The sequence below is a fragment of the Paenibacillus tundrae genome (assembly GCF_036884255.1).
Lineage (GTDB): Bacteria > Bacillota > Bacilli > Paenibacillales > Paenibacillaceae > Paenibacillus.
In genome coordinates, this window is record NZ_CP145605.1 from 6,489,727 (window position 1) to 6,513,339 (window position 23,613).

Below are 23,613 nucleotides of genomic sequence, written 5' to 3' on the forward strand. Positions count from 1 at the left end.
CTTCACGGCTATTTATGCCAAGCAATTTCTTCCACCATCCGATAAGGTATCATCCATATGTGAAACACTACTTTTGGTTATGTTACTAGAGTACATGCCTTCTTGGATTTCTTATATATTCCAGTAAGTTTAGCTGTATTACCTCGATAATTCTAGATCAGAAAGACAACATCCCTCGTTCTATCCTACAGCTCACTCTGCTTGAAGCACTTCCATCAAGTTATCATATTCTTCACTGGTCAGATACTTCGAGATTACCTGCTCTATATCACGTAATTCCTGCTCGGTCAGCCCACCCTCCATTGCACCGGAAATTTGTTGCATTTCCTTCTGAGGTAACTTAGCCATCAATAAGCTGAAGATTTTCTCTTTATCCTCCAGCGGCAATTTATCCTTCACACCTGTGATGTCATCCGGGGATACAACAATGGCATCATTACCTGTCGGTGCAGTTCCATTAGAACTTCCACCTGTCCCATTACCGGAAGCAACACCTTCTTCTGTACTGCCTGCCGAACCACCTCTCGTTCCACCTACGCCTGCACTTTCATCTGAATCAGACTCATTTCCACTACTCTCACCAGAACCGGAACCAGTTGATGCATTGGGTTGGTCGCCACCTAGAGACACATCGGTATCACGCTCTGTGCTCTCTGGATCTTCATCTGTGCCATTCCCCATCACAGAGGTGGCATTCTCTGGCACTTGTTCTTCCTCCGCCCCTGCTGGCTGATCTGGTGGTTCAATCTCTGTCTTCTTGTCCTCCCCAGATTTTCCACCGAGCATGCCTTGGAACATAGCTGCTAACCCTAAAGGCTGACCTTCCCACTGAATATTAAAACTTGCGAGCAGTGATTTAGCATAAGACTGTACAATTAGTCCGGTCGTCAGCAAGGTCAGTGCACTGACCAATACAACGGTAAGCACCATTTTTACAAACCATTGAAGCAGCTTCATTTTCGATCTCTCCCTCCAATTTCCCACCCATTCATCTTGCTTCGCTTCGGGTCTATCACTCTACTGTTAATCAGTATTGACGGAAATCAGAGGAATATAATCGGTTCTCATCATTATGAATGTTGTGTATACGAAAAAAACCTCGGTGACCGCTAAAATAGCGACCACTGAGGCTTTATTAGTGCTTATTCGTAAATTGGAAGTACTTGATTCGTTTGTTCACGGTTACGACCAACAGAGAAGATCGCAATTGGAATACCCGTCAACTCAGATACACGTTTTACATAGTTCTGTGTGTTTACAGGCAGATCCTCAAGCTTCTTCGCTCCAGTGATATCCTCACTCCAGCCTGGCATTTCTTCATATACCGCTTCACATTCTGCCAGCATTTTGAGGCTTGCTGGGTAGTGAGTGATAACCTCACCGCGGTATTTGTACCCTGTGCAGATTTTAACGGTGTCCAGACCTGTCATAACGTCCAGTGAGTTCAAGGACAGACCAGTAATACCGCTAACACGACGAGCGTGGCGAACGACAACGCTATCGAACCAACCTACACGACGCGGACGTCCAGTTACGGTACCGTACTCATGTCCAGTCTCACGGATTTGGTCACCAACCGCATCATGCAGCTCCGTTGGGAAAGGACCATCTCCTACACGCGTCGTGTATGCCTTAGCTACACCGATAACTTGCTGAATGCGGGCTGGACCTACACCAGAACCGATACATACGCCGCCTGCGGATGGATTGGATGAAGTTACGAACGGATATGTTCCTTGATCCAGATCGAGCATCACGCCTTGTGCGCCTTCAAACAATACTTTTTTGTCCTCATCGATATATTCATTGAGCACAACAGATGTATCACGTACGTAAGGACGCAGGATCTCTGCGTATCCCAGATAATCTTTCAGAATCTCTTCCACATCAACAGGTTGACCGTTGTATACCTGCTCGATGATGCGGTTTTTCTCTTTAACCAGATGACGCAGCTTCAGTTCGAAATCTTCCGCATCAAGCAGATCAACCATCCGAATACCGATTCGAGCTGATTTGTCCATGTAAGCTGGGCCAATACCTTTACCGGTTGTACCGATTTTGTTTGGACCTTTGCTCTCTTCTTCCAGTGCATCCAATACCATGTGGTATGGCAGGATGATATGTGCGCGTTCACTGATGGACAGGTTCTTCGTTGTGAAATCATTATCATGAATGTAATTAATTTCTTCAATAAGTGCCTTCGGATTGATCACCATACCGTTACCGATTACACAGGCTTTGTCCGTGTAGAAGATACCCGATGGAATCATCGTTAGTTTATATTTTTTGTTGTCGATCAGAATCGTGTGACCTGCATTGTTACCACCTTGGTAACGTGCAACCACGTCTGCCGTTTCTGCTAAATAGTCTGTAATCTTACCTTTTCCTTCGTCTCCCCATTGCGTTCCCACTACAACTACCGTTGACATAGTACATACCTCCGTGGGTGCCTTGCGCACCTTTGTATTGGTCTGTCCGTCCTCTATCTCGGCAGGAATTTAAGTGACAAACACCGGCGGAGAAGCGTGCTAACGGACAGTGAAAATTTCCTTCAATTTACATCCGAAGGAAGGTTTTCGCTGCTTTAACGCAGCAGTATTAGTGTACCAGCACCCTTTTTCAAAGTCAAATCAAATAGCGAACAATTAGATATAGTAAAACTATAATGTTCGGGATTTACGCTATATTTCGACGCAAAAAACCGGCGAAGCCAGTCAAATCATGTCTGACGGCTAACCCCGGTTCCTTATCGTACGTGTTCATATCCTACATGGCGAAGGCGTCATTGTGTGCCCTCTCGTAGTTTACGAATTTATTAAAGTTCTTCAAGAAGACCAATTCGACCGTACCTACCGGACCATTACGCTGTTTAGCAATAATAATCTCGATAATATTTTTCTTCTCGGTTTCCTGATTGTAATAATCATCCCGGTACAGGAACGCTACGATGTCAGCATCTTGCTCGATCGATCCCGATTCCCGCAAGTCACTCATCATCGGACGTTTATCCTGACGTTGCTCTACGCCCCGGCTTAACTGAGACAGGGCAATAACCGGAACTTCCAGTTCCCGGCCAATCTGTTTCAGTGTACGTGAAATCTCGGATACCTCTTGTTGACGGTTCTCCCCTGCTTTACCACGTCCACTAATGAGTTGCAAATAGTCGATTAGAATCATGCCAAGGCCTTTTTCCTTTTTGAGACGACGGCATTTGGCGCGAATATCGGCCACCGTAATCCCCGGCGTATCATCGATATAGATATCTGCTTCGTTTAGCGCAGCAATACCCATCGTTAGCTTCTGCCAGTCCTCATCACCTTTAAATTCACCCGTACGCAGAACCCCTGCATCTAGATTGGCTTCCGCACAGATCATCCGTTGTACAAGCTGTGCGGCTGACATCTCCAGACTGAAGATGGCTACCGTCTCTTGCGCGCGAATCCCTACATTCTGAGCGATATTCAAGGCAAAGGCTGTCTTACCTACTGAAGGACGCGCAGCTACAATAATCAAGTCACTACGCTGGAATCCGGCAGTCATTTTGTCGAGATCGATAAATCCAGACGGGATGCCCGTCGTGGTTCCGCGGTTTTGATGGAGCGTCTCGACTTTATCGAATACCTCCATGAGTACATCCTGAATGGCGATAAAACCGCTACTGGAACGCCGGTTAGAGATCTCCAAAATGCGCCGTTCTGCTTCACCGAGCATGGCAGCAACGTCTTCACCGCCAGTATATCCTTCGCTAACAATCTGCGTGGCTGTACGAATCAGACGACGCAGCATCGATTTCTCTTCAATAATCTGAGCGTAATAGTCTACGTTCGCGGCTGTAGGTACACCATGGGCCAGCTTAGCCAAATAACTAACGCCGCCGATGTCCTCAAGCTCACCTTTATCCTTCAGAAGCGAAGTCAATGTCACGAGGTCAATCGGTTGATTTCCCTCACCAAGCTGAATCATCGCTTCAAAAATTAGTTGATGTGGCTTGTCATAGAAATCCTCGGTTTGCACCCGTTCCATCGCTGTAATCAGAGCTTCGCCCTGCAACAGGATTGCACCCAGCACAGCCTGTTCGGCCTCCAGGTTCTGTGGGGGAATCCGGTCGAATAACATTTCGCCGCCCATCTTATTCCTCCGTTACTTGTACCTTCAAGGTTGCCTTCACTTCAGGGTGAATCTTGACAGATACTTGCGTTACACCGAGAGTACGAATAGGCTCGTCCAACTCAATTTTACGCTTATCGATTTTCAGACCTTTAGCTGCAAGAGCTTCTGCGATCTGTTTAGATGTAATTGCACCGAACAGACGGCCACCTTCGCCGGACTTCGCTTTAAGCTCTGTCACTTCTGATTCGAGTTTTTTGCCTAGTGCTTCTGCTTCTGCCTTCTCTTCCTGTTTGCGTCTCTCTTCAGCCGCATTCTGGTTGTCCAGCGTCTTCATGTTTCCGTCTGTTGCAAGACGAGCAATTCCCCGTGGTAACAAGAAGTTCTGTGCATAACCTTCAGATACTTCCTTCACTTGCCCTTTCTTGCCTTGACCCTTCATATCTTTTATAAAAATGACCTTCATTCGAACAGCCCCTCTTCCTTTTCGATTTCAGCAAGTACGTTCATCAGCCGTTTTTCTGCCTCTCCCAACGTACCTTCAAGCTGTACAGCAGCATTGGTTAAATGTCCGCCGCCGCCAAGTTTCTCCATAACGACCTGTACATTCATTCGTCCCAGTGACCGAGCACTGATGCCAATTAGCCCATCTGGGCGCTCACTGATCACAAATGATGCAACAACATCGGTCATATTCAGCAATGTGTCCGCCACTTGGGCGATCATCATCTGTGAAATCTTGCTGCCAGGGTCTGTGACCGCCAGCGCAATGTTCCCATATACCATTTTAGCATGCTTTATGATTTCTGCCTTAGCAATATATTCTGACAGATCCTCTTTCATCAAGCGTTGGATCATGATGGTGTCTGCACCACTACGGCGTAAAAAGCCCGCTGCTTCAAATGTACGTGAACCTGTATGCAATGCAAAATGCTTCGTATCCACCGTAATCCCCGCTAACAGTGCTGTTGCTTCAAGGGGTGTAAATTGCACTTTGTCATGAATATATTGCAACAGCTCAGTCACTAGCTCCGCAGCCGATGAAGCGTATGGCTCCAAGTAGATAAGTACTGCATCATTAATAAATTCTTCTCCGCGGCGATGATGATCTACAACGACTACACGCGTAGCAGCCTGCACTAATTTCGGTTCCATAGTCATCGAAGCTTTGTGCGTATCCACCACGACGAGCAACGTATGCTCGGTCATCATCTGCGTGGCTTGTTCAGGCGATACAAATGCTTTGGACAGCTTCTCATCCTTGTTCACTTGCTCCATCATGCGTTCAATTGATGGATTCGTTCCATCAAGGACAATTCGCGCTTCCACATTGTATAAACTAGCTGCCTTCCATACACCAATAGAGGCACCGATTGCATCCATATCCGGAATTTTATGCCCCATAACGAGCACACGGTCACTCTCTTGCATCAGATCACGCAGGGCATGAGCAATAACCCTCGCTCTTACTCGTGTGCGTTTCTCAACAGCATTTGATTTACCACCATAAAAGGACAAGCGCTGTCCTGACTTCACGGCAGCCTGGTCACCACCGCGACCAAGTGCCATATCGAGACTTGATTGAGCAAGCTCTCCCATTTCTCCAATGCTATCCGATCCAAAAGCTAGACCGATACTGAGCGTCATTGGGACTTTGAGGTCAGCAGTCATTTCACGGACTTCATCCAAAATAACAAATCGGCTCTGCTCCAACTCTTGCAACGACTTAAAGTTCAGCATCATAAGATACCGATCTGATGACAAGCGTCGCAGATATACCTCATAACGCTTAGCCCAGGATGTGATCTCACTCGTTACACGCGCGATTAACGCGGTTCGCTGCTGATCATCCATGCCTTGCGCTGCTTCATCAAGATTATCGAGCACTAAGATACCCAGTGCCATACGTTCATTTTCATATTTATCACGAAGAATAGCGAGCTCTGTCATCTCGTAGACATATACATACCGCTCCTGCGGATTATGGATTACACCGTAATACCGGTCATCCAACTGGAATTCATCATGAAGTTCCCTGGTCAGCTCCTTGGTTCCATCTTTTTTCTCTTTTGGTTGAGGAAGATTGGGAAACAAGTTTTGGAGCGGGTTACCTACCATCGTTTTTTCATGGAACATATCTGCAATGAAACGATTATGCCACTCTACCGTACGATCCTCACTGTACAACACAATGCCGAATGGAAGCATACCTACAGCTTCGCCTTCCATTCGTTTGATCCGAATAGACAGTCCATTAATGTAGTCATTCAACTCTCGACGGAACGCTAGCTCCGCCTTAATCATGACGATCCCCAGCGCCGAAGCCAGAAGTAGACTAACCAAACCAAGCGTCCAGTTATAAATGGTCACCAGCATAACTAGCAATAGCAGCATTATGAACGCCCATACGGTATAGTAGCCGTGCCAGCGTTTCTTCAGAAATTTAGGCAAGACTCATCACCCTAACGTTTTGGTTTCGTTATTGCCTCGCGAAGCGGGAACACCAGATCAATAACTCCGATAATTCGTAGCGGACCAATGAAGAAGACCGCTGCCGCAAGTAAATACGGTATAACTGGATTCCACTTCTTCGCATGAGAGAGGAAGAAGAAGAAGCCTATCGCTTGAATCATGAAGCCGAGATTAATTAATGGGGACAAGTTGGCGGCAATCATCGACCAATACGACCCATCATTCTCGCCAGACATAAGCGTGAAGATCAGTGCAAGGAAGTAATACCATATGAGAGCACGCGGCATGCGCCATTCACGTGCTGGCGGGAAATTAGCTACACTCACACCCATTACATTCAGAATTGGACGTGCAATGAGATGTGTAATGAGCGACATCACAAGTGCAGTCACTACGAGAGCGAACGGAATTAAGAGCTGCGTTCGTCTGGCCACATCCTCTGTCATTTCAGGTGTCCACACAAATCCATTGACCAGTCCATCTGAAGCTGTCAGTGGCTCCGTAGCCAGTTTCACCATGTCCTCAATGTACTCATACAGGTTGAACTGGAACAGAACGCTTCCGATCAGCAACATCAACAAGTATTCAGCTAATATTGCACCAGTACCCACCAAGAAAGTATACAGGGCTGACTTCCCTTTCTTGATTGCATTCCCCATAAAGATTGCTGGCACCGTAAACACAACTAAGAATATGAGATACAACGGTTCAATCATAAATAATATTATGGCGACTGGGATGAGATGCACGACAAACGATTTAACCGATAGGTACGCATACAGAATCACACCTGGTACGAGCATGAAAAATACCGTGAGCACCGATAAAGGCGTTATAAGCGATAGTAACAAGAGCAGAAACACAACGCTCCAAATAACTGATTTAAAGCTAAAATTCAACAAATTCACCTCTTACGCATATGATCTTCAAGCGCGGATATATCTTGGTACCAATCTTCCAATTGGTGACCTTCCGATTTGTGCTTCTTCAGCTTTTCCACAAGCAGTGCATCTAGATCCTTGAAAGGAATACCGAGCCTGCGGCCCAATATGTAACTACTCATCATCAGACTGGCTAGACTGTCTCCGATTCGGGAAGTACTACCTTCCCACAAGGCTTTGAACAATCGAGACACTTGGTCAAGTACTTCGGTTTTCAGCCACTCAATCACTTTAGCGCGTTTGGCTACATCCAGTTCTTTAGGCATATTGGCGAAAGTCACTCTCCCCGAAAAAGCTTTATTCTCCATTATAACATAAAAAGGGGGGCTACAAAATGTTCCCTATGCGAAGGGAATGACCCACCTTTTTCTGCTCTCCCACTGTTTAACATGGTACTGAGCGGCTCGGATTATCCCTGTGCCAGTAACGTTTTTAATTTCTTATTTTGCCTTCATGGATTCCTTAGCTACAATGCCTTCACAATATTCTATGATCTGGCTACGACGGACAATGCCTATAAAGCGTTCCATATCATCGACGACAGGTACAAAGTTCTGAACCTTAGCCAGGTTAATAAGATCCTCCATATTGGCATTAATGGATACAGGCTTAATATCTAGGCGAAGTGGTACTTCCTTAAGGAGAAATTTTGAAGCGTTTTCAAATGTGATCTTTCCCTCGGCATTCTTCATGTACCACAATAGATCACCCTCAGTGACCGTACCTATATATTTGCCTTCCTTATTCAAAATGGGCACCGCTGTGAAGCGATGATACTCCATCCGTTCCAATGTTTGCCGCAGAGTAGAATCCGATGTTACACACGTAACCTCTTGCTTAGGCAGCAAAAAAAATGCGATGTTCATACCCTCACGTATCCCCCTCATGAATTTCGACTTACAACTAATCCTCAACCCATATTATACGTTTCAAAACGTAAGATGTTCCAAAAGGTCTCGTCGCTCTTCTGAAAAAGAAAAAAACAGCAGCCCGCAAATAAACGCCGTACTGCTGATTATAATCAGGCCTCTGTATGGAATTCGTTACTCGATCTTCTGCCGGTCTGGTATCATCAAGGCGCCGGCTGGGGTCGATTCATCCATCCAGTTGGTAATCAGCTCTTTGGCATATTGGACGTCTTTCTCATCCGCTTTACCATAGTAGATCCCGTCTTTGCGCATACCTTCACCTAGAATCGTGAAGCTAGAAATTTGTGGTTTCTCTTGTGTCAGCACCTGTTTCGCCAGATCAACGATAAAGGATGGACGCATATCTGTCTGGAAGTTATCTCCCATAATCTCCAGTAGCTCTGGAATTTTAGAGATTGAATTGAGATTCAGCATCTCATTCGCCATCGAGTTCAGGAATATCTGCTGCCGCTTGGTACGATTAAAGTCACTGTCCTCACGATATCGAACGTAGTACAGCGCTTCTTGACCGTCATAGATTGGTTTACCGCCTTCGATGGTGAATTGCACATGATCCGGATGTTTATTCACGATATCCTCTTCAATCGGCAGCTTCACCCCGCCAAGCGCGTCCACGACTCTTTTGATTCCATCAAAATTAATGGTAGCATAATACCCTACATCTGCGTCTAAGAATTTCTCCACCGTATTGATGGACATATTCTCCCCTCCGAATGCGTAGGCATGCGCCAGTTTATCGTAATCGTCTTCCCCATCCTTATTCGCATCGCGACCCACAATCTGCACATACGTGTCACGTGGGATCGAAACGAGAAGTACACGGGATTCCTTAGGACGAACAACCGCATAGATGACCGTATCGGAACGGCCCCTTGTTTTCTCATACGCGCGTTTATCCGAACCGAGCAGAAGTACGGAAAATGGCTCTTTACGATACACAGTCGGATCTGGCGTATTATTGCCTTCCTGCGGAACATAAGAACGAGACAACTGATCTTCAACTGAATTTGCCAAAAAAAGATCAAATGCAGCAACAGCTAGCTGCTGACGGAATAAATACCCGCCAATCAACAAAACCACGAGCGAAACGAGAGTTATATATAGACCTTTTCTTCTTTTCTTCTTCTTTTCTTTAGTTCTTCTTGTCATCCGTCGATTCCTTCTTCACTATAAAAATGAATTGCCTACCTACCATTAAACGTGCCTAACGGCTTATGACTCGGTGTTCTCTAATGTTTTCTCTATATCATTCGAAAGCACCGCTAACGCTCGTTCTATTGTAAACATTGCTACATGAGTAAAAGTTACAATCCGGTTAAATTGAAAAGAACAGCTCCCGTATATAAACCACATAAAGGAACTGTTCAGATCATTAGATGTTATATTCAAAGTCAAAAAATTCAATCATAAACTTGCTTACGAGAGATCTACAGTACTCCCCTTTTCTCTATTGCGTAGAACCCCTGTAATCAATGCAGCTACCAGCGTTAGCACACTGAAAATAACTGCTGACCAGAACAAGCCGTTGTATCCTTGACCTGTCGTTACGTGGAGAGCCTGTAGTATCGTTTCCCGAATGCCAGGGTCAGGAATTTGTGATAACCCCTCCGTCAGACTTGAAACATCACTCCCTGATGCTCCCCCTGAGGTATATTGCTGAAGCATCTCAGGAGATACTTGTATTCCCTGATCAGCAAAACCATCCTGAATATTGGTTCCCAGGTTAGAGAACGAACGCGCCAGAAAACCTGCAAAGATCGTAGGAGCAATGGCCATCGCCATCTGGCGGAATAACGAGCTGGTTGCCACGGCAATCCCTTTATTGTTCTCACCTGCCTGTTCCGTCACAAGCACGTTAACTGGAGCACCTAGCATCATACCAAATCCGATACCTACAAGCGTACTCGCGATAACGAATTGCCAGATATGCTCAACCCATAACGGGAATAACAGGAATCCAATCGCCGACAGAAGCCCTGCCACTGACAGCGTCCAGATTGGTCCTTTCTTATCCACCAAATAACCGCCGCCTCCTGCCCCAATCCCTGAAGCTAGCGCGAGTGGAGTAAACCAATAACCTGAGGCGGTGTTAGATACACCCAGATACTGCTCTACGAAGCCAGGAATGAAGATGACCGAAGCTAGAATAGCGCCTGAGAAAAAGGCGATGAGCAGTGTCCAGCGGAAGGACGCAATGCCCAACAACTGTGTGGACACAACCGGTTCACGTCCTGATCCTTCGAGCCTTCTCTCAAGAAAGTAGAATACGATCAGCACAACTACACCCAACAAGAAAAACCCATAAAACATCGGTGAACCTACGCTTTGCAGCATATTTACACCGTCCAAATTACTGAAGCTGTACATGAGACTGAGCACACCAAGGGTTAGAACAGCAATCCCACTCCAGTCCACTGCTGCACGATTCAATTCCTGTTCATCCTGAATATAACGGATACCCGCAATGAATAGTAGGATTGCAATCGGTACATTGATGAGAAATAACCAGTGCCAGTTCCCTGTCATATCCAAAATAAAAGCACCAATGTTTGGCCCTAGGATGGCAGCCACCCCATTCATACCGCCCAGCAAGCCCAATGCTGTACCTTGCCGCTCTGCTGGAAACTTACTAAGTACATAGGAGCTTGCAATGATGAAGATCCCTCCACCGCCCAAAGCCTGAATAACACGAGCAATGAGGAAGAACGTAAACGACGTACTTAATGCGACGAGTAAAGACCCGATGCCAAATAAAGCTACCTCAATAAGAAATAGTTTCTTACGACCATAGCGGTCTGAAAGTTTACCTGCAATAGGCACACTCACAGCAAGACCGAGAGTATATAATGTAATCGTCCACGCACCCCAAGTTGGCGATACCCCAAATGAGGCATTCAACGTCGTTAGAGACGATGTGATGATCCCATTATCTAGTGCCGCCATAAATACCCCGACTGCAAACAAAATTAACGGCCATTTCATTTGTTTCTGCATCTTGTGTTACCTCCCGATCACATATAATTTAGCGAGATAAACGGACTTTATTAAACGCACATAAACTGAACTGTTACATCTATATTAAACACTTAAGAACAATTATGACTCACTGGTCATTTTAAATCAAATCCATTTGTTATGTCAATTTATAAATATATAATCGTATGTGAATATTACTCCGTATATATAAAAAAATACCGCCCAACGATTCCGTAGAATCTGACGGCGGTACTCAAGTATTATAGTATTCATCTCTTTTTATGCCTATACAAGACTGCGATATTGAGTATTAATCTGATCTAGTTAATGACCTTGCCTGAATTACTTCATCAGATGACGATTAAGGAATTTCTCAATCGCTCTGTACAGATCCAACTGGTTTTCTACATTGGCGAAGCCATGACCTTCATTTGTTTTTAACATATAAGGTACATCTACCCCGCGCTCGCGTAACGCTTCAACGATCTGGTCGGACTCAGCTTGTTTAACGCGTGGGTCATTCGCTCCTTGAACGACGAACAATGGTGCCTTCATCTGATCAATATGGAACAAAGGTGAGATCGCCGTAAGCAGCTCCTTATCCTTCTCTGGGTCACCTACACGCTCATAGAACATGTTGCGCTCTGATTCCCAATATGGTGGCAGTGAATCCAGCAAAGTGAAGATGTTGGAAGGACCAACATAGCTGATGCCAGCAGCATATACGTCTGGAGTGAACGCCAGACCAGCCAAAGCAGCATATCCACCATAAGAGGCACCGTAGATTGCTACTCGGTCTACATCAACAGTTCCTTCTTCGATCAACCAATTTACGCCGTCTGTAATGTCGTTCTGCATCGCTTTGCCCCACTGTTTATTGCCTGCATCCAGGAATTCCTTACCGTAACCTGTAGATCCACGGAAGTTTACCTGTAGCACAGCATAGCCACGACTAGCTAGGAATTGGATTTCAGGGTTATATCCCCATGAATCACGAGCCCAAGGTCCACCATGTGGTACAACGACAAGTGGCAACTGGGAAGCTTCGACTCCCTTAGGCAATGTCAGATATCCATAGATGGTCAAACCATCACGTGACTCGTACGAGATTGGTTTCATATCGGACATTTTGTCCTCATCAATCCATGGTGCAGCATCGGCCAACTTATCCAGCTTGCCTGTTACCGAATCATAGAAGTAGTACGTGCCCATCGATTTATCACTGTAGGAAACGAATAATACTTGGCCTTCTTCACTGATGCTGGACAGACTAATCTCTTTGCCTGGTACCTTAGCCTTGATGTCTTCCATCAGCTTTTTGAATTCAGCATCAAAAAATTCATAGTTTACTTTATCCGTTTCGTAGACAGCTGCAAGGATTGTACCTTTTGCTTTGGATGGTACAAAACTTGTAACATCTACGTCTTTGTTTTCAAAGATCGTTTTGGTTACTTGCTTGGTGCTAGGGCTATACTCAACAATTGCTGATTTGTCCCGATCCAAGTTAGAGATAGCATAGATATTTTTGTTATCGTACGTGAACATCACTGGCGCAAAAGTCTCTCCCAGCTTTGTTGTTAACAACGGCTCAAATGGCTTATCCTCGGATTCACGATACATCAATGAAGATACATTGCCATCACTGGATACAGCCACACGGATTTTGCCCTCATGGTCTGTGAGCCAGCCCGTAATATTACCTGGGTTCTCGGCTGCAAGAGTGGCCTCACCTGTATTGATATTGATGCGATATACATCAAAAATTTGAGGATCACGTTTATTCATTGCCACCAGAATTTCATCTGGTACACCTTCGAGTGGATCAATTAGAGTCGCTCTAGTGTTAGGGTATGGCGTGAGATCTTTATTGTTTTTGCCATCGATATCGGTTACATAGATGTGGTAGTTCTCATCTCCTGCAGCATCTTTGATGTAAAGCAGCTTATCATCGGTTGCCCATCCAAATCCCATGATACTCCGTTCAGACTCACTCGTAACTCGAACAGACTTGTCCTGTCCATTCTCCTTAACCACGATATTCATACGGTTATTCCACGGCTCCAAGTAGGCCAGATGTTTACCATCTGGAGACATTTGGAATCCTGCCTGAGCAGGCTGTTTGAAGAAGTCCTCCAGCGGTGTAAGTCCCTCTGACTTCACATCCAGACCAAGTGCAAGATATAATGCGTTCGCGAATTCCCCATGAGTTACGGATTGTTTCGCATTAAATGCTGAACCTTCAATGATAAAATGTTGCTTGATCCGTACAGCATCTTCCACATGAACTGCTGGAATCTGCTTCATATCACTGTATACAACTTGAATGCCGTTGTCTTTTAATTCAAATGCCCGTGTGAACAACGAGGCCATCTGTGCCCGTGTCAGTGGTGCATCTGGAGCATAACCTTTCGCTTTCCCTTGGATTAGCCCACTCTGCTTCAGAGCATAAATTGCCGGTGCAGCCTCATCACTCGCTAATACGTCCGCAAAACCAGTAAGTGAAGCTGGTGCATCCAATTTAAGTACACGCTGTAAAATGACTGCTGCCTCTGCACGAGTAATCGGCGTGTTTGATTCAATTGTGCCATCTATGTATCCCAGTTGTTGTAGCGTTTGTGTTGCTTTTGAAGCGATCGTTTCTGCAACGGTTGCTGTAGGTTTAACAGCTTCCGCAGCTTGTACTGCAGGCTGAATCAAGGCAATAGACATTGCCATGGTTAGCGTTAATGCATATACCTTCTTGCTAATCGAGTTCAATTCGTTTCCCCCTTATAAGTGAAATTCATAATAATATGGTATATTTCGTAAACCATTTTACCATGGAAGAGCTTGTATTGGAAAGAACGCCCATCTAACACAGCCAGAATGGCATGATGGACATCCGAATTCCAGTTGCATCATTACGGTATATTACTGCGATCCAGCAAACCCGTAGTTGAACAACTTCTTCGTTTCCACAAAGCGTCCTTCCCGGCTTTCGGAACCAAATACAACCGAGATCAATCGTTTACCATTGCGCTCCGTTGTTCCAACAAAGTGGTACCCTGTATCCTCGTCATATCCTGTCTTCAATCCATCATTGCCATCATAAGCATATGGGCCACCTAGAGCAGATAACATCCAATTCGTATTGCTCATATACATGCCTCGCTGATGAATGGACACCTGCATCTGACTGGAGGTCTCTAAAATCTGTGGATAATTCGTAATGAGGTATCTTGCTAACTTACATGCATCTATAGCTGTCATCACGGTCTGCCCTTGAATGGCTTCAGGGCGATTAGGACCCAGCAGCTTCTCGCTTAATCCCGTTGAATTCGTAAATACTGTCGTCTCTGATAACCCAATAGCCGTAGCTCTCTCATTCATTGCAGACACAAAAGCTTGCTCTGAGCCGCTGATATGTTCAGCGAGTGCGACTGCCGCATCATTCGCAGAATAAACGGCTACAATCTGAAACAACTCACGCACCGTGAACTGTTCCCCTTGCTTCAAGGCTAGATGACTTCCACCAACCGAGCTTGCATACAGGCTAACTGTAACCGGATCTTCCCAATGAATATCTCCGTTAGTAATTGCATCAAGTACAAGCAATTCTGTCATTAACTTGCTGACCCCTGCTGGAGCTGTTCCTTCCGAACCATTAAAGTCGAGTAAAATCTGCTCTGTTCTCATATCCATCAACACAGCAGATTCAGCCTTAATTCCCGGTTTGCCTACCAGCATGTCTGGTTTCACACCTAAATATATAATAATAAGCAGAGCTAACAGCATACCTGCACGTTTCCACCACTTTTTCATTCCGAATTCACCTCTTACCTATATAGACGAAGTGAAGAGGCATTTTGTCTGCACTTTTTTGAAAAAAAGTTAAATTTTTTTTATTTTTTTGTCATTAAATAAAAACATGGATTTCTACACCCATGCCAGAGTGTAAAAATCCATGTTTAGATGATTCATTTTATAACATCCTAGAAGAATGATTCATAGATTTAAGCACCGAGTGTTACGAAGGACCCCAATCCTTAATCGATGTTAAATCATTGTGAAAGTAACCTTTACTTCCAATCGTGGCACTTTAGATCATGCACAACTTTAGAATTACTCAGCTACAACAGCTTTATCCGCATTAACAGCCAAATCATTCAAGTATACGCCAGTACCGTCACCAATTGCATAGTTCATTACACGTTTGTTAACAGGTACTACAACTGCACGATACAGTGTTGGGAATACAGGAGCTTCATCAACCATGTACTGCTGCCATTCGTTGTAGATCTCTTTACGCTTGTCTACATCGAATGCTTCAGCGGATACACCTGCTGCTAGCAATCTGTCATTTTCTTCGCTAGAGAATCTAGAGAAGTTATACAGTGCATCGCGACCATACAATCCGGAAGGATCTACGTCAATACCAACGCCCCATGCTGCTTGATATACATCAATGTTAGGATCATCTTTACCTGTGTTACCTACACGGTCATAGAAGCTGTTGAACTCAACCATTTCAAGGTTTACTTTCAGACCGATTGCTGCCCAAGATTGAACATAGTAACGTGCCAGTGGTTCAGCTGTGTCGCCACCTGTCATAGATACGAAGTTAATTTCGAGTGGGGAACCGTCTGGATTCGTACGGAATTCACCATCCAATTTGTATCCAGCTTCGTCGAGCAATTTCTTCGCAGCTTCAGGGTCATAAGCAACACCTGGGTTGTTAGAATCGTGGAACTCAGGGTGAGATGGTGGAATCAGAGTTGTTGCGTTCCAACGCAAACCGTTATAGAAACGTTTACCAACTTGATCGTTATCTACAGCCATCCACATTGCTTTACGCAAGTTTTTGTCGCCCATTTTAGCATCTGCATTGCTTACAACTTTACCATTGGCTTCATCCCAAGTACCCAGTTTGAAACCGATGTACGTGTAAGCACGATCGATCGTACCAAGGAATTCTACGTTAGACATGTCTGCATTGTCTTTATATTGATCTGTCGGGAACGCATCTACGAGGTCTACGCCGCCAGATTTCAATTCTTGAACAACCGTTGTTGGGTTAATAACTTTCAAAGTCACTTTATCCAACTTCGGAGCTCCACGCCAGTAATCTTCGTTCTTCACATAAGTTACAGACTCACCTGGAGTAATGGTTTCAACTTTAAATGGACCAAAACCAATTGGTGTTTCACGTACTTCTTTAGAAGAAGACATTTTAGCTACTTCCATATCACCGAAGATATGTTTAGCCAGTGGGTAAGTCCATACACCACCTGTCAACAGGGAAGGCGTGGATTCTTTATACGTAATGCTGATTTGTTTGTCGCTCAGCACTTTAATACCAGAGATTGTATCAGCAGTACCTGCATGGAACTCGTCCATACCTACTACACTTGTGAAGTTAGAATCATAACGAGGACCATCATAGTCCTTGTTACCAATGACTTCATATGCAAACTGCAAATCTTCAGCTGTTACCGGCTTACCATCATGCCAGTTTACGTTATCACGAATCGTCAATGTGAACGTTTTGCCATCTTCGGATGTTTCATATGTTGCTGCACCATCATTGGTGTATACATAGTCTTTATCCCAATCTAGCAAACCTTCATCAAACCATCCAAGAACTTTGGAATCCGGGTTACCGGAATAGAAGTTAAAGTTTAATGTACCTTCAAAAGCTGTATCAGAAACGAGACCATATGTGATTGATCCGCCTTCGATTGCTGTGCCTTCATTTGTCTTAACATTGTTGAAATCTTCAATGGAGTAAACGCCCTCTTCATTAGCAGGCTTTTCTTCCGTTTTCTCTTCCCCTTGGTTAGCCGTAGGTGCTGGAGTTGCTTCTTTCTCTGAGCTACATGCTGCAAGCACCAGTACGAAGACCAACATCATTGTGAAAAATATACCCCGTGAAAAAAATCCTTTTTTCATGAACCTTTCCTCCCTTTTTTTAACCTCTTCTTTGTCTTGCATCAGTCGCACGCTTCAGAGCTTGTCCGACATTATTTATACTCAACATCAATACTAAGATTAGTAGTGATGCAGGTAGCCATATCCACCATCTAAATTCCAAGGTTTGCGGATTACGAGCATAGCTTACGAGTGTTCCAAGACTAGGTGTGCTTTCAGGGAAACCAAACCCTAGGAAAGACAACCCTGATTCGAGGCCAATGTTGGCAGCGAGGTTCAACGTCATCGTTACGATGATAATCGAACTCAGATTGGGAAGTACCTGTGAGAAGATAATCTTCAGATGGGATGATCCCAATGTTTTTGACGCTTTTACATATTCTAGTTCACGCTCCTGTAATGCCTTGGATCGGATCAACCTAGCAATCCCCATCCATAGGAAAGCAGTCATGATTAGCGAGAACGAAATAATATTATATTTGGGTACTGCTGTAACAAACGCGATAACGATCATCATAAAGGGAAGAACCATGAAGAAATCGACAATACGCATGAAAATATTATCAACTAATCCTCCGAAGTAACCGGATAGAATACCAACCACGATTCCCAAGAAACCTGTCATTAGCGTAACCAGGATAGCAATCGTTAGTGAGTTACGTGTACCGATGATTAGTTGTCCGAATACATCACGACCGCCGTAGTCAGTCCCAAGCCAATATTGCGCAGAAGGCGGCTCATACAAGGCGAACAAATCTACCTTTACGATTTCGTCTTGATCCAAGAGCAGTGCTGTTCCATATACCAGTAATAAGACGACTCCCAAAAATATGAGCGAGATTAATGCGATCTTATCTCGGACAATTTCCCTCCACAATATGTTTAGGCTGGAGGGGCTTTTATCAATCTTCTGTGAAGTTATAACGACATCATTGGCCTTGCTCATCTTATTCACCCCGAAATCTTCAAGTTCTTACTTAATCCGAATACGCGGATCTACCAATCCCAGAATAATGTCAGACAACAATGATCCTAGAATTGTAGCTATACCAAATAGTAGGACAAGCGCTGTTACAACACTGAAATCTCGAAGAGAGATTGAGGTCAGGAACAACTGCCCCATGCCCGGATAACTGAATATACTCTCAATGAAAATCGTTCCTCCGATAAGTCCCGTAATCTCATAACCGAAGAATGCGGCGATCGGCAATAGAGAGTTTCTCAAAATATGTCTGTTGTACACTCGTGATTCCGAGGCACCCTTGGCTCTAGCAGTAAGAACAAATTCTTTATGCTTGATATCAATAATTTCACTACGCAAGTACTGAACAGTTGATACCGTAGTAATCAATGCCATAGATAATGCCGGTAATAACAAATGATAGAACTTACTAGCAATGTACTCGAATGTTCCTGGTGTAAGTCCAGGTGCTACGCTGCCTCCCGTCGGGAATAAGCCAAAGTGAAAACCAAAAATCCACAACATAACGAGTGCAAAAATAAATAGAGGTGCTGCAAAGCCTAGATAGGTATAACCCGTGATTAATCGGTCAGACCATGTATCATTGTAACGACCACTGATAATACCAAGTGGAATCGCAATTAAATACGTGAATACAAGTGTTGCAAAAGCGAGCCAGAATGTATTCGCTATACGTTGACCAATGAGATCCATAACCGGCATTTTAAATCGGAAGGATTGTCCAAAATCACCTTGTGCAGCATTTCTGATCCAGTCCCAATACTGCACATACCATGGATTATTAAGTCCAAGTCGTTCCCGCTGTTCATCCAGAGCTTTAGGATCAATGCTTGGATCAAGCAAACCGGTTAATGCATCCCCTGGCATCGCCTTGGCCATCAAGAAGACCAAAAGACTGAGCAAAAAGATCTGAGGGATCATAATCATGATTCTTCGTACTATTATTTTCCACATGGTCTTCAACCTTTCTGAGGTAGAGCTACTCGGTGAGTATTAGAAATGGATTGGAGCGAGTATGCAAGCCCTTCCTCATCAAAGAAGTTTCGATATGAATTCTCGTACTCTGACTTGACCATTTTACGAAAGGCAACCATTTCCTCTCGTTTGCTTGGATCCATATCCGGAATAGCTGCAATAAGACGTTTGGTATAGATATGCTGTGGATTCTCAAAAATATCATCTGTTGTTCCCTGCTCCACATATCGACCTTTATACATAATCCCAATCTGATCACACATATGCCTTATGATCCCGAGATCATGGCTAATGAACAGATAGGTCAAATTCAATTCCTTTTGAATATCCTGCATGAAGTTTAACACCTGGGCTTGTACTGAAACGTCCAGTGCCGATACAGGTTCATCTGCAATAATTAGTTTTGGCTTCAAGGCAATTGCCCGCGCAATCCCGATCCGCTGACGTTGACCACCCGAGAATTCATGTGGATATTTGTAGATGGATTCAGGACTAAGCCCGACCTTTTCTAGTAATTCTCTTACTTGTTTTTTCTCTTCCGTAGCCGTAAGTCGCTCGTAGTTACGGAGTGGCTCGGCAATGATATCAATAACCCGCTTCTTCGGATTAAGTGAAGAATACGGATCTTGGAAAATCATTTGCACATCGCGTTGAAGCTGCCGATCTTTGCGACGCTCTGTGGCTAGATTTTTGCCATTAAACATGACCTTGCCCGCTGTTACGTGATTCAGACCGATAATAGCTCTTCCCGTCGTCGTTTTACCAGAACCAGATTCCCCGACAAGTCCATAGGTTTGCCCTTGTTCGATGGAGAAGCTAACATCATCAACTGCTTTGATACTTCCAATCTCGCGCTTGAGCAAGCCGCCACGAATCGGAAAATGTATTTTGAGTCCTTCTACTTCTAGTAATGCCATTATGTTGTTCCTCCTCAGCTTTGATCAGGGAAATGAAAGTGCTGGTAACAGGTGCATCTTACAAAGTGACCTGGTGCAATTTCATGCATCTGTGGGTTCTCTTCATGAGCCGAATCATCAATCCATGGAATTCGAGCCTTGAATCGGCACCCTTGGCGAGGAAGGTTTTTAAGTGAAGGAACGATGCCTTGAATGACATGTAGCTTCGACTTCTCATCTGTATCTGTAATCGTAGGAATAGAGTTTAAAAGTGAACGTGTATATGGATGTTTCGCATTGCTCATCAACGTATAGATATCTGCAATCTCAACAATCTCACCTGCATACATTACTGCAACCCGGTCAGCCATTTCAGCTACTACACCGAGGTCATGAGTAATTAGGATGATGCCTGCATTGATCTCATTCTTCAGATCGCGAATAAGTTCTAGGATTTGTAGTTGAATAGTAACGTCCAGTGCGGTAGTTGGCTCATCGGCGATCAACAGTTCAGGTTTATTAGCAATCGCAATGGCGATAACAACTCTCTGTCTCATACCGCCTGATAATTCGTGAGGGTACTGCTTATAAATATGCTCAGGTCGTGGAATTCCGACTTGGTTAAGCAGATCGATAACTTTCACTTTCTTATCTTTGGAAGAAAGCTTAGGTTGATGCAGCGTCAGGATCTCTTCGATCTGTTCGCCGATAATCATTAGAGGATTTAGTGCTGATAATGGGTCCTGAAATATCATACCCATCTCATTACCACGAAGTTTGTTTAATTTGTTAGGAGATATATTAGCTATATCCTGCCCTTTATACAAAATTTGACCTTCAATTTTTGCTTTGTTGTGCAAACCCATAAGTGAGAAGGCAAATGCACTTTTTCCCGATCCGGACTCTCCCACAATGGCTAACACTTCGTTTTTCTTAACGGTAAGGTTAACGTGGTCAACTGCTGCATAATAGTCATCTTCAATTCTGAAAGATGTAGTTAGATTTCTGACTTCCAATAGGTCTGTATTCAAATCAATCACCCTAACCCCAAAATTTCCGTAGAATGTTTCATCAATAGATGATTGCATCCACTGTATATTTCCATGTTTTTGAAGACAACGAACAAATTTTTATACAAAATGCGAATTCAGCAAATGAATTAAATTTTTGTATTTCAATTTAGACCATTGGTCAATTAATGTTGAGCATTCCTACCGGGATTATATAGCAAAATAATTAATGTAATCATACGTGTAAATTTAGGTGACGTCAATGCTTATTTTGAGATTTTTGGAATAAATGTTTTTTATACTACAGTTTTGGGTATTTGCTATGCTAAAAAGGTAAATATTAAGGAGTTTAGAGCATTAGAGGAGGGAGACGTTTGGAAGTTTTACATCAGATAGAGTTTGGACAATCTAAAACATGACATTAACATTACATATATTATATACATCCGTGTAATATATGGTCAGTATCATTTCATGTATTAAACTTATATGTTAACTTTATGATACGTGTGGTTAGTAACTGACGTTTAAAAGTAAACGCATACTTACAAACAAATATATACAAATATGATATGGGCTACCCTTTTATCGAATCAACGGTTTATTTCTAGTTATTATAGTATAAATTTTTTTATTTACTGCTGTAAAGGACTAATTGTCATCTTTTATCATTTTTTTTACAAAACAATGAAAAAAGCCCTGCAAAATGCAGGACTTTACTAATAATCATACGTATTATTGCATATTAATAATATTAATTATGGTTTGTCAGGCGGTCGTTTACCCCGCTTTAACTCATTAATGCTTAAACCAAAATCCATTTGTAAATGAGGGTAGTCGGGAAAGTTAGCCCAATCCCCTCCCCAAGTGAATCCGAGGTCTTTTGCAATTGTAACAACCTCCATCCAATCAGGCTCACCATTACCGTTATCGTCACGCTCCATATCCCATACAATCTCCCCCTGGGGTGTACGAAGGGCAAAATCAATAGCTAATCCATAGTTGTGATAAGATTCTCCGCCTCTGGCATTGGTGACAATGTTCCCTGTACTTGAACGTCCTTGATCGAACAATGCATCCTGTTCCTCGATACTTCGATAACCATGAGTTATGACAACATCTATGCCGCGCCTGGCTGCTTTTCGAACCAACAGCTCCTCACTCTCAGCTACAAGGGGATGTAGGCCTGTAATGGGAATGACATCTTGCCGACTCCCCGGCCATATTTCATATACATCATCTTTCTGCTGAAGCCATATATATACAACGACAAGGAGCAAAGTAGCGATAAGCCAGAATCGAAAACTTCCTTTCCGCTTTTGCTGTTTTTTACGTTTTGATTTGTTCATTATAATCTCCTGATGTGTTGAACTTTAATATAGCCATCTTAACTCAGCCTATACCTTATATCATAACATCGGACTTTCCTAATGCACAATTTAGTGGAAATCTATACGTAAGCACAGTTCTTGCTGGAGGTTTGTTTATCTAATCAGTAAAAGCTTGATTGTTTCATTGCATCTAGTACGTAACTAATGAATATGCAAAAAAGCAGTCGGCTTATAGCCGGCTGCTTGTTATCCATGCTGAGTAAGACTACTCAGTAGTGTATGGCAATAATGCGATTTGACGGGAGCGTTTAATTGCAATCGTCAAAGCACGTTGATATTTAGCGCTAGTACCTGTTACACGGCGTGGCAAAATTTTTCCACGTTCGCTGATAAATTTACGAAGCAAGTCCGTATCTTTATAATCGATGTGAGTAATTTTGTTTGCTGTGAAGAAGCACACTTTACGACGTTTGTTACGACCGCCACGACGTGCTGGTCTTTTATCGTTGTCTCCGCCTTCTCTTTGCTTGAAGCCCATGCTTTTCAGTCCTTTCCTATCGTGTAACTAATATCTCCGTAGAGACTCGGTTCACGTTAAAATGGCAAATCATCATCCGATATATCAATCGGTTTTCCGTCATCGGAAAAAGGATCCTGATTGTTGCTACGCGAATTATTATTGTTCGCGCGCCCGCCGCCTCCATAAGAAGGCTCTTCACGCATTGGTTGCCCACCGCCGCCACCGTTATTATCACGGCTAGCTGACTCCAAGAAACGGACGTTATCGGCAATGACTTCGGTCACGTATACACGTTTTCCTTCGTTATTCTCGTAGTTCCGTACTTGAATGCGTCCTTCGACTGCAGCTAGGCGTCCTTTGCGCAAATAATTTGCACAAGTCTCAGCAAGCTGTCTCCAGGTTACGACCGGAATGAAATCCGCTTCCCGCTCTCCCCCTTGGCTTGTAAACGGTCTGTCCACTGCCAAAGTAAATTGCGTAACTGCTACTCCTGCTGGAGTGTAACGCAACTCAGGATCCCGGGTTAACCGGCCGATCAGAATGACACGGTTCAACAATGTAATCCCC

The 23,613-nt window shown here is 43.9% G+C and carries 20 protein-coding genes; all 20 read right to left on the reverse strand.

All coding sequences use genetic code 11. The annotated features are described in order from the left end of the window. Positions 1-192: 192 nt before the first annotated feature. The 20 genes from V6W81_RS28935 to ssb all read right to left on the reverse strand — a co-directional run bounded on the left by V6W81_RS28935 (position 193) and on the right by ssb (position 23,603). Complete coding sequence (locus V6W81_RS28935; protein ID WP_338541186.1) at positions 193-957, reverse strand: hypothetical protein; 765 nt, start codon at positions 955-957, stop codon at positions 193-195. Positions 958-1,142: 185 nt separating this feature from the next. Continuing rightward, on the reverse strand, positions 1,143-2,429 hold the full coding sequence (locus V6W81_RS28940) for an adenylosuccinate synthase (RefSeq protein WP_338541187.1): 1,287 nt from the start codon (positions 2,427-2,429) through the stop codon (positions 1,143-1,145). 337 nt (positions 2,430-2,766) lie between these two features. Further along, positions 2,767-4,128 carry a replicative DNA helicase gene (gene dnaB, locus V6W81_RS28945; RefSeq protein ID WP_128104214.1) on the reverse strand — a complete coding sequence of 454 codons (1,362 nt, stop codon included), beginning with the start codon at positions 4,126-4,128 and terminating at the stop codon, positions 2,767-2,769. A 1-nt stretch (position 4,129) separates the two neighbouring features. Further along, positions 4,130-4,573, reverse strand: coding sequence for a 50S ribosomal protein L9 (gene rplI, locus V6W81_RS28950; protein WP_128104215.1), 444 nt, complete (start codon positions 4,571-4,573; stop codon positions 4,130-4,132). After that, complete coding sequence (locus V6W81_RS28955; RefSeq protein WP_338541188.1) at positions 4,570-6,558, reverse strand: DHH family phosphoesterase; 1,989 nt, start codon at positions 6,556-6,558, stop codon at positions 4,570-4,572. Before V6W81_RS28955 ends, rplI begins: the two co-directional genes overlap by 4 nt. Positions 6,559-6,569: 11 nt before the next feature. Then, the gene (locus V6W81_RS28960; RefSeq protein ID WP_145045089.1) at positions 6,570-7,478 is read right to left on the reverse strand and encodes a DUF2232 domain-containing protein; all 909 of its coding nucleotides are present in this window, start codon (positions 7,476-7,478) and stop codon (positions 6,570-6,572) included. 5 nt (positions 7,479-7,483) lie between these two features. Next, positions 7,484-7,786 (reverse strand): MazG-like family protein, encoded by a 303-nt coding sequence (locus tag V6W81_RS28965; RefSeq protein WP_056697513.1) that lies wholly within the window; start codon positions 7,784-7,786, stop codon positions 7,484-7,486. Positions 7,787-7,960: 174 nt separating this feature from the next. Then, complete coding sequence (locus tag V6W81_RS28970) at positions 7,961-8,386, reverse strand: CBS domain-containing protein (RefSeq protein ID WP_056697515.1); 426 nt, start codon at positions 8,384-8,386, stop codon at positions 7,961-7,963. Positions 8,387-8,563: 177 nt separating this feature from the next. After that, positions 8,564-9,598: an LCP family protein gene (locus V6W81_RS28975; RefSeq protein WP_056697517.1), complete on the reverse strand. Its 1,035-nt coding sequence runs from the start codon at positions 9,596-9,598 to the stop codon at positions 8,564-8,566. Positions 9,599-9,865: 267 nt separating this feature from the next. Continuing rightward, entirely contained in the window at positions 9,866-11,443 is a 1,578-nt protein-coding gene (locus V6W81_RS28980) for an MFS transporter (protein WP_338541189.1), read from the reverse strand. 324 nt (positions 11,444-11,767) lie between these two features. Continuing rightward, positions 11,768-14,182, reverse strand: coding sequence for a S9 family peptidase (locus V6W81_RS28985; RefSeq protein ID WP_338541190.1), 2,415 nt, complete (start codon positions 14,180-14,182; stop codon positions 11,768-11,770). Positions 14,183-14,335: 153 nt separating this feature from the next. After that, positions 14,336-15,226 (reverse strand): D-alanyl-D-alanine carboxypeptidase family protein, encoded by an 891-nt coding sequence (locus V6W81_RS28990; RefSeq protein WP_338541191.1) that lies wholly within the window; start codon positions 15,224-15,226, stop codon positions 14,336-14,338. Between the two features lie 300 nt (positions 15,227-15,526). After that, complete coding sequence (locus V6W81_RS28995) at positions 15,527-17,353, reverse strand: oligopeptide ABC transporter substrate-binding protein (RefSeq protein WP_338541192.1); 1,827 nt, start codon at positions 17,351-17,353, stop codon at positions 15,527-15,529. Between the two features lie 19 nt (positions 17,354-17,372). Then, positions 17,373-18,278, reverse strand: a complete 906-nt coding sequence (locus V6W81_RS29000) for an ABC transporter permease (RefSeq protein WP_338541193.1) — start codon at positions 18,276-18,278, stop codon at positions 17,373-17,375. 27 nt (positions 18,279-18,305) lie between these two features. Further along, positions 18,306-19,268: an oligopeptide ABC transporter permease gene (gene opp4B / locus V6W81_RS29005; RefSeq protein WP_056697529.1), complete on the reverse strand. Its 963-nt coding sequence runs from the start codon at positions 19,266-19,268 to the stop codon at positions 18,306-18,308. Positions 19,269-19,273: 5 nt separating this feature from the next. Further along, positions 19,274-20,206, reverse strand: a complete 933-nt coding sequence (locus V6W81_RS29010; protein ID WP_145045103.1) for an ABC transporter ATP-binding protein — start codon at positions 20,204-20,206, stop codon at positions 19,274-19,276. Between the two features lie 14 nt (positions 20,207-20,220). Then, the gene (locus tag V6W81_RS29015; protein WP_145045105.1) at positions 20,221-21,216 is read right to left on the reverse strand and encodes an ABC transporter ATP-binding protein; all 996 of its coding nucleotides are present in this window, start codon (positions 21,214-21,216) and stop codon (positions 20,221-20,223) included. Between the two features lie 737 nt (positions 21,217-21,953). Next, positions 21,954-22,544, reverse strand: a complete 591-nt coding sequence (locus tag V6W81_RS29020) for a M15 family metallopeptidase (protein WP_338541194.1) — start codon at positions 22,542-22,544, stop codon at positions 21,954-21,956. Between the two features lie 247 nt (positions 22,545-22,791). After that, complete coding sequence (gene rpsR, locus V6W81_RS29025; RefSeq protein ID WP_056697535.1) at positions 22,792-23,064, reverse strand: 30S ribosomal protein S18; 273 nt, start codon at positions 23,062-23,064, stop codon at positions 22,792-22,794. Between the two features lie 56 nt (positions 23,065-23,120). Beyond that, on the reverse strand, positions 23,121-23,603 hold the full coding sequence (gene ssb / locus V6W81_RS29030; RefSeq protein ID WP_338541195.1) for a single-stranded DNA-binding protein: 483 nt from the start codon (positions 23,601-23,603) through the stop codon (positions 23,121-23,123). Positions 23,604-23,613: the final 10 nt, after the last annotated feature.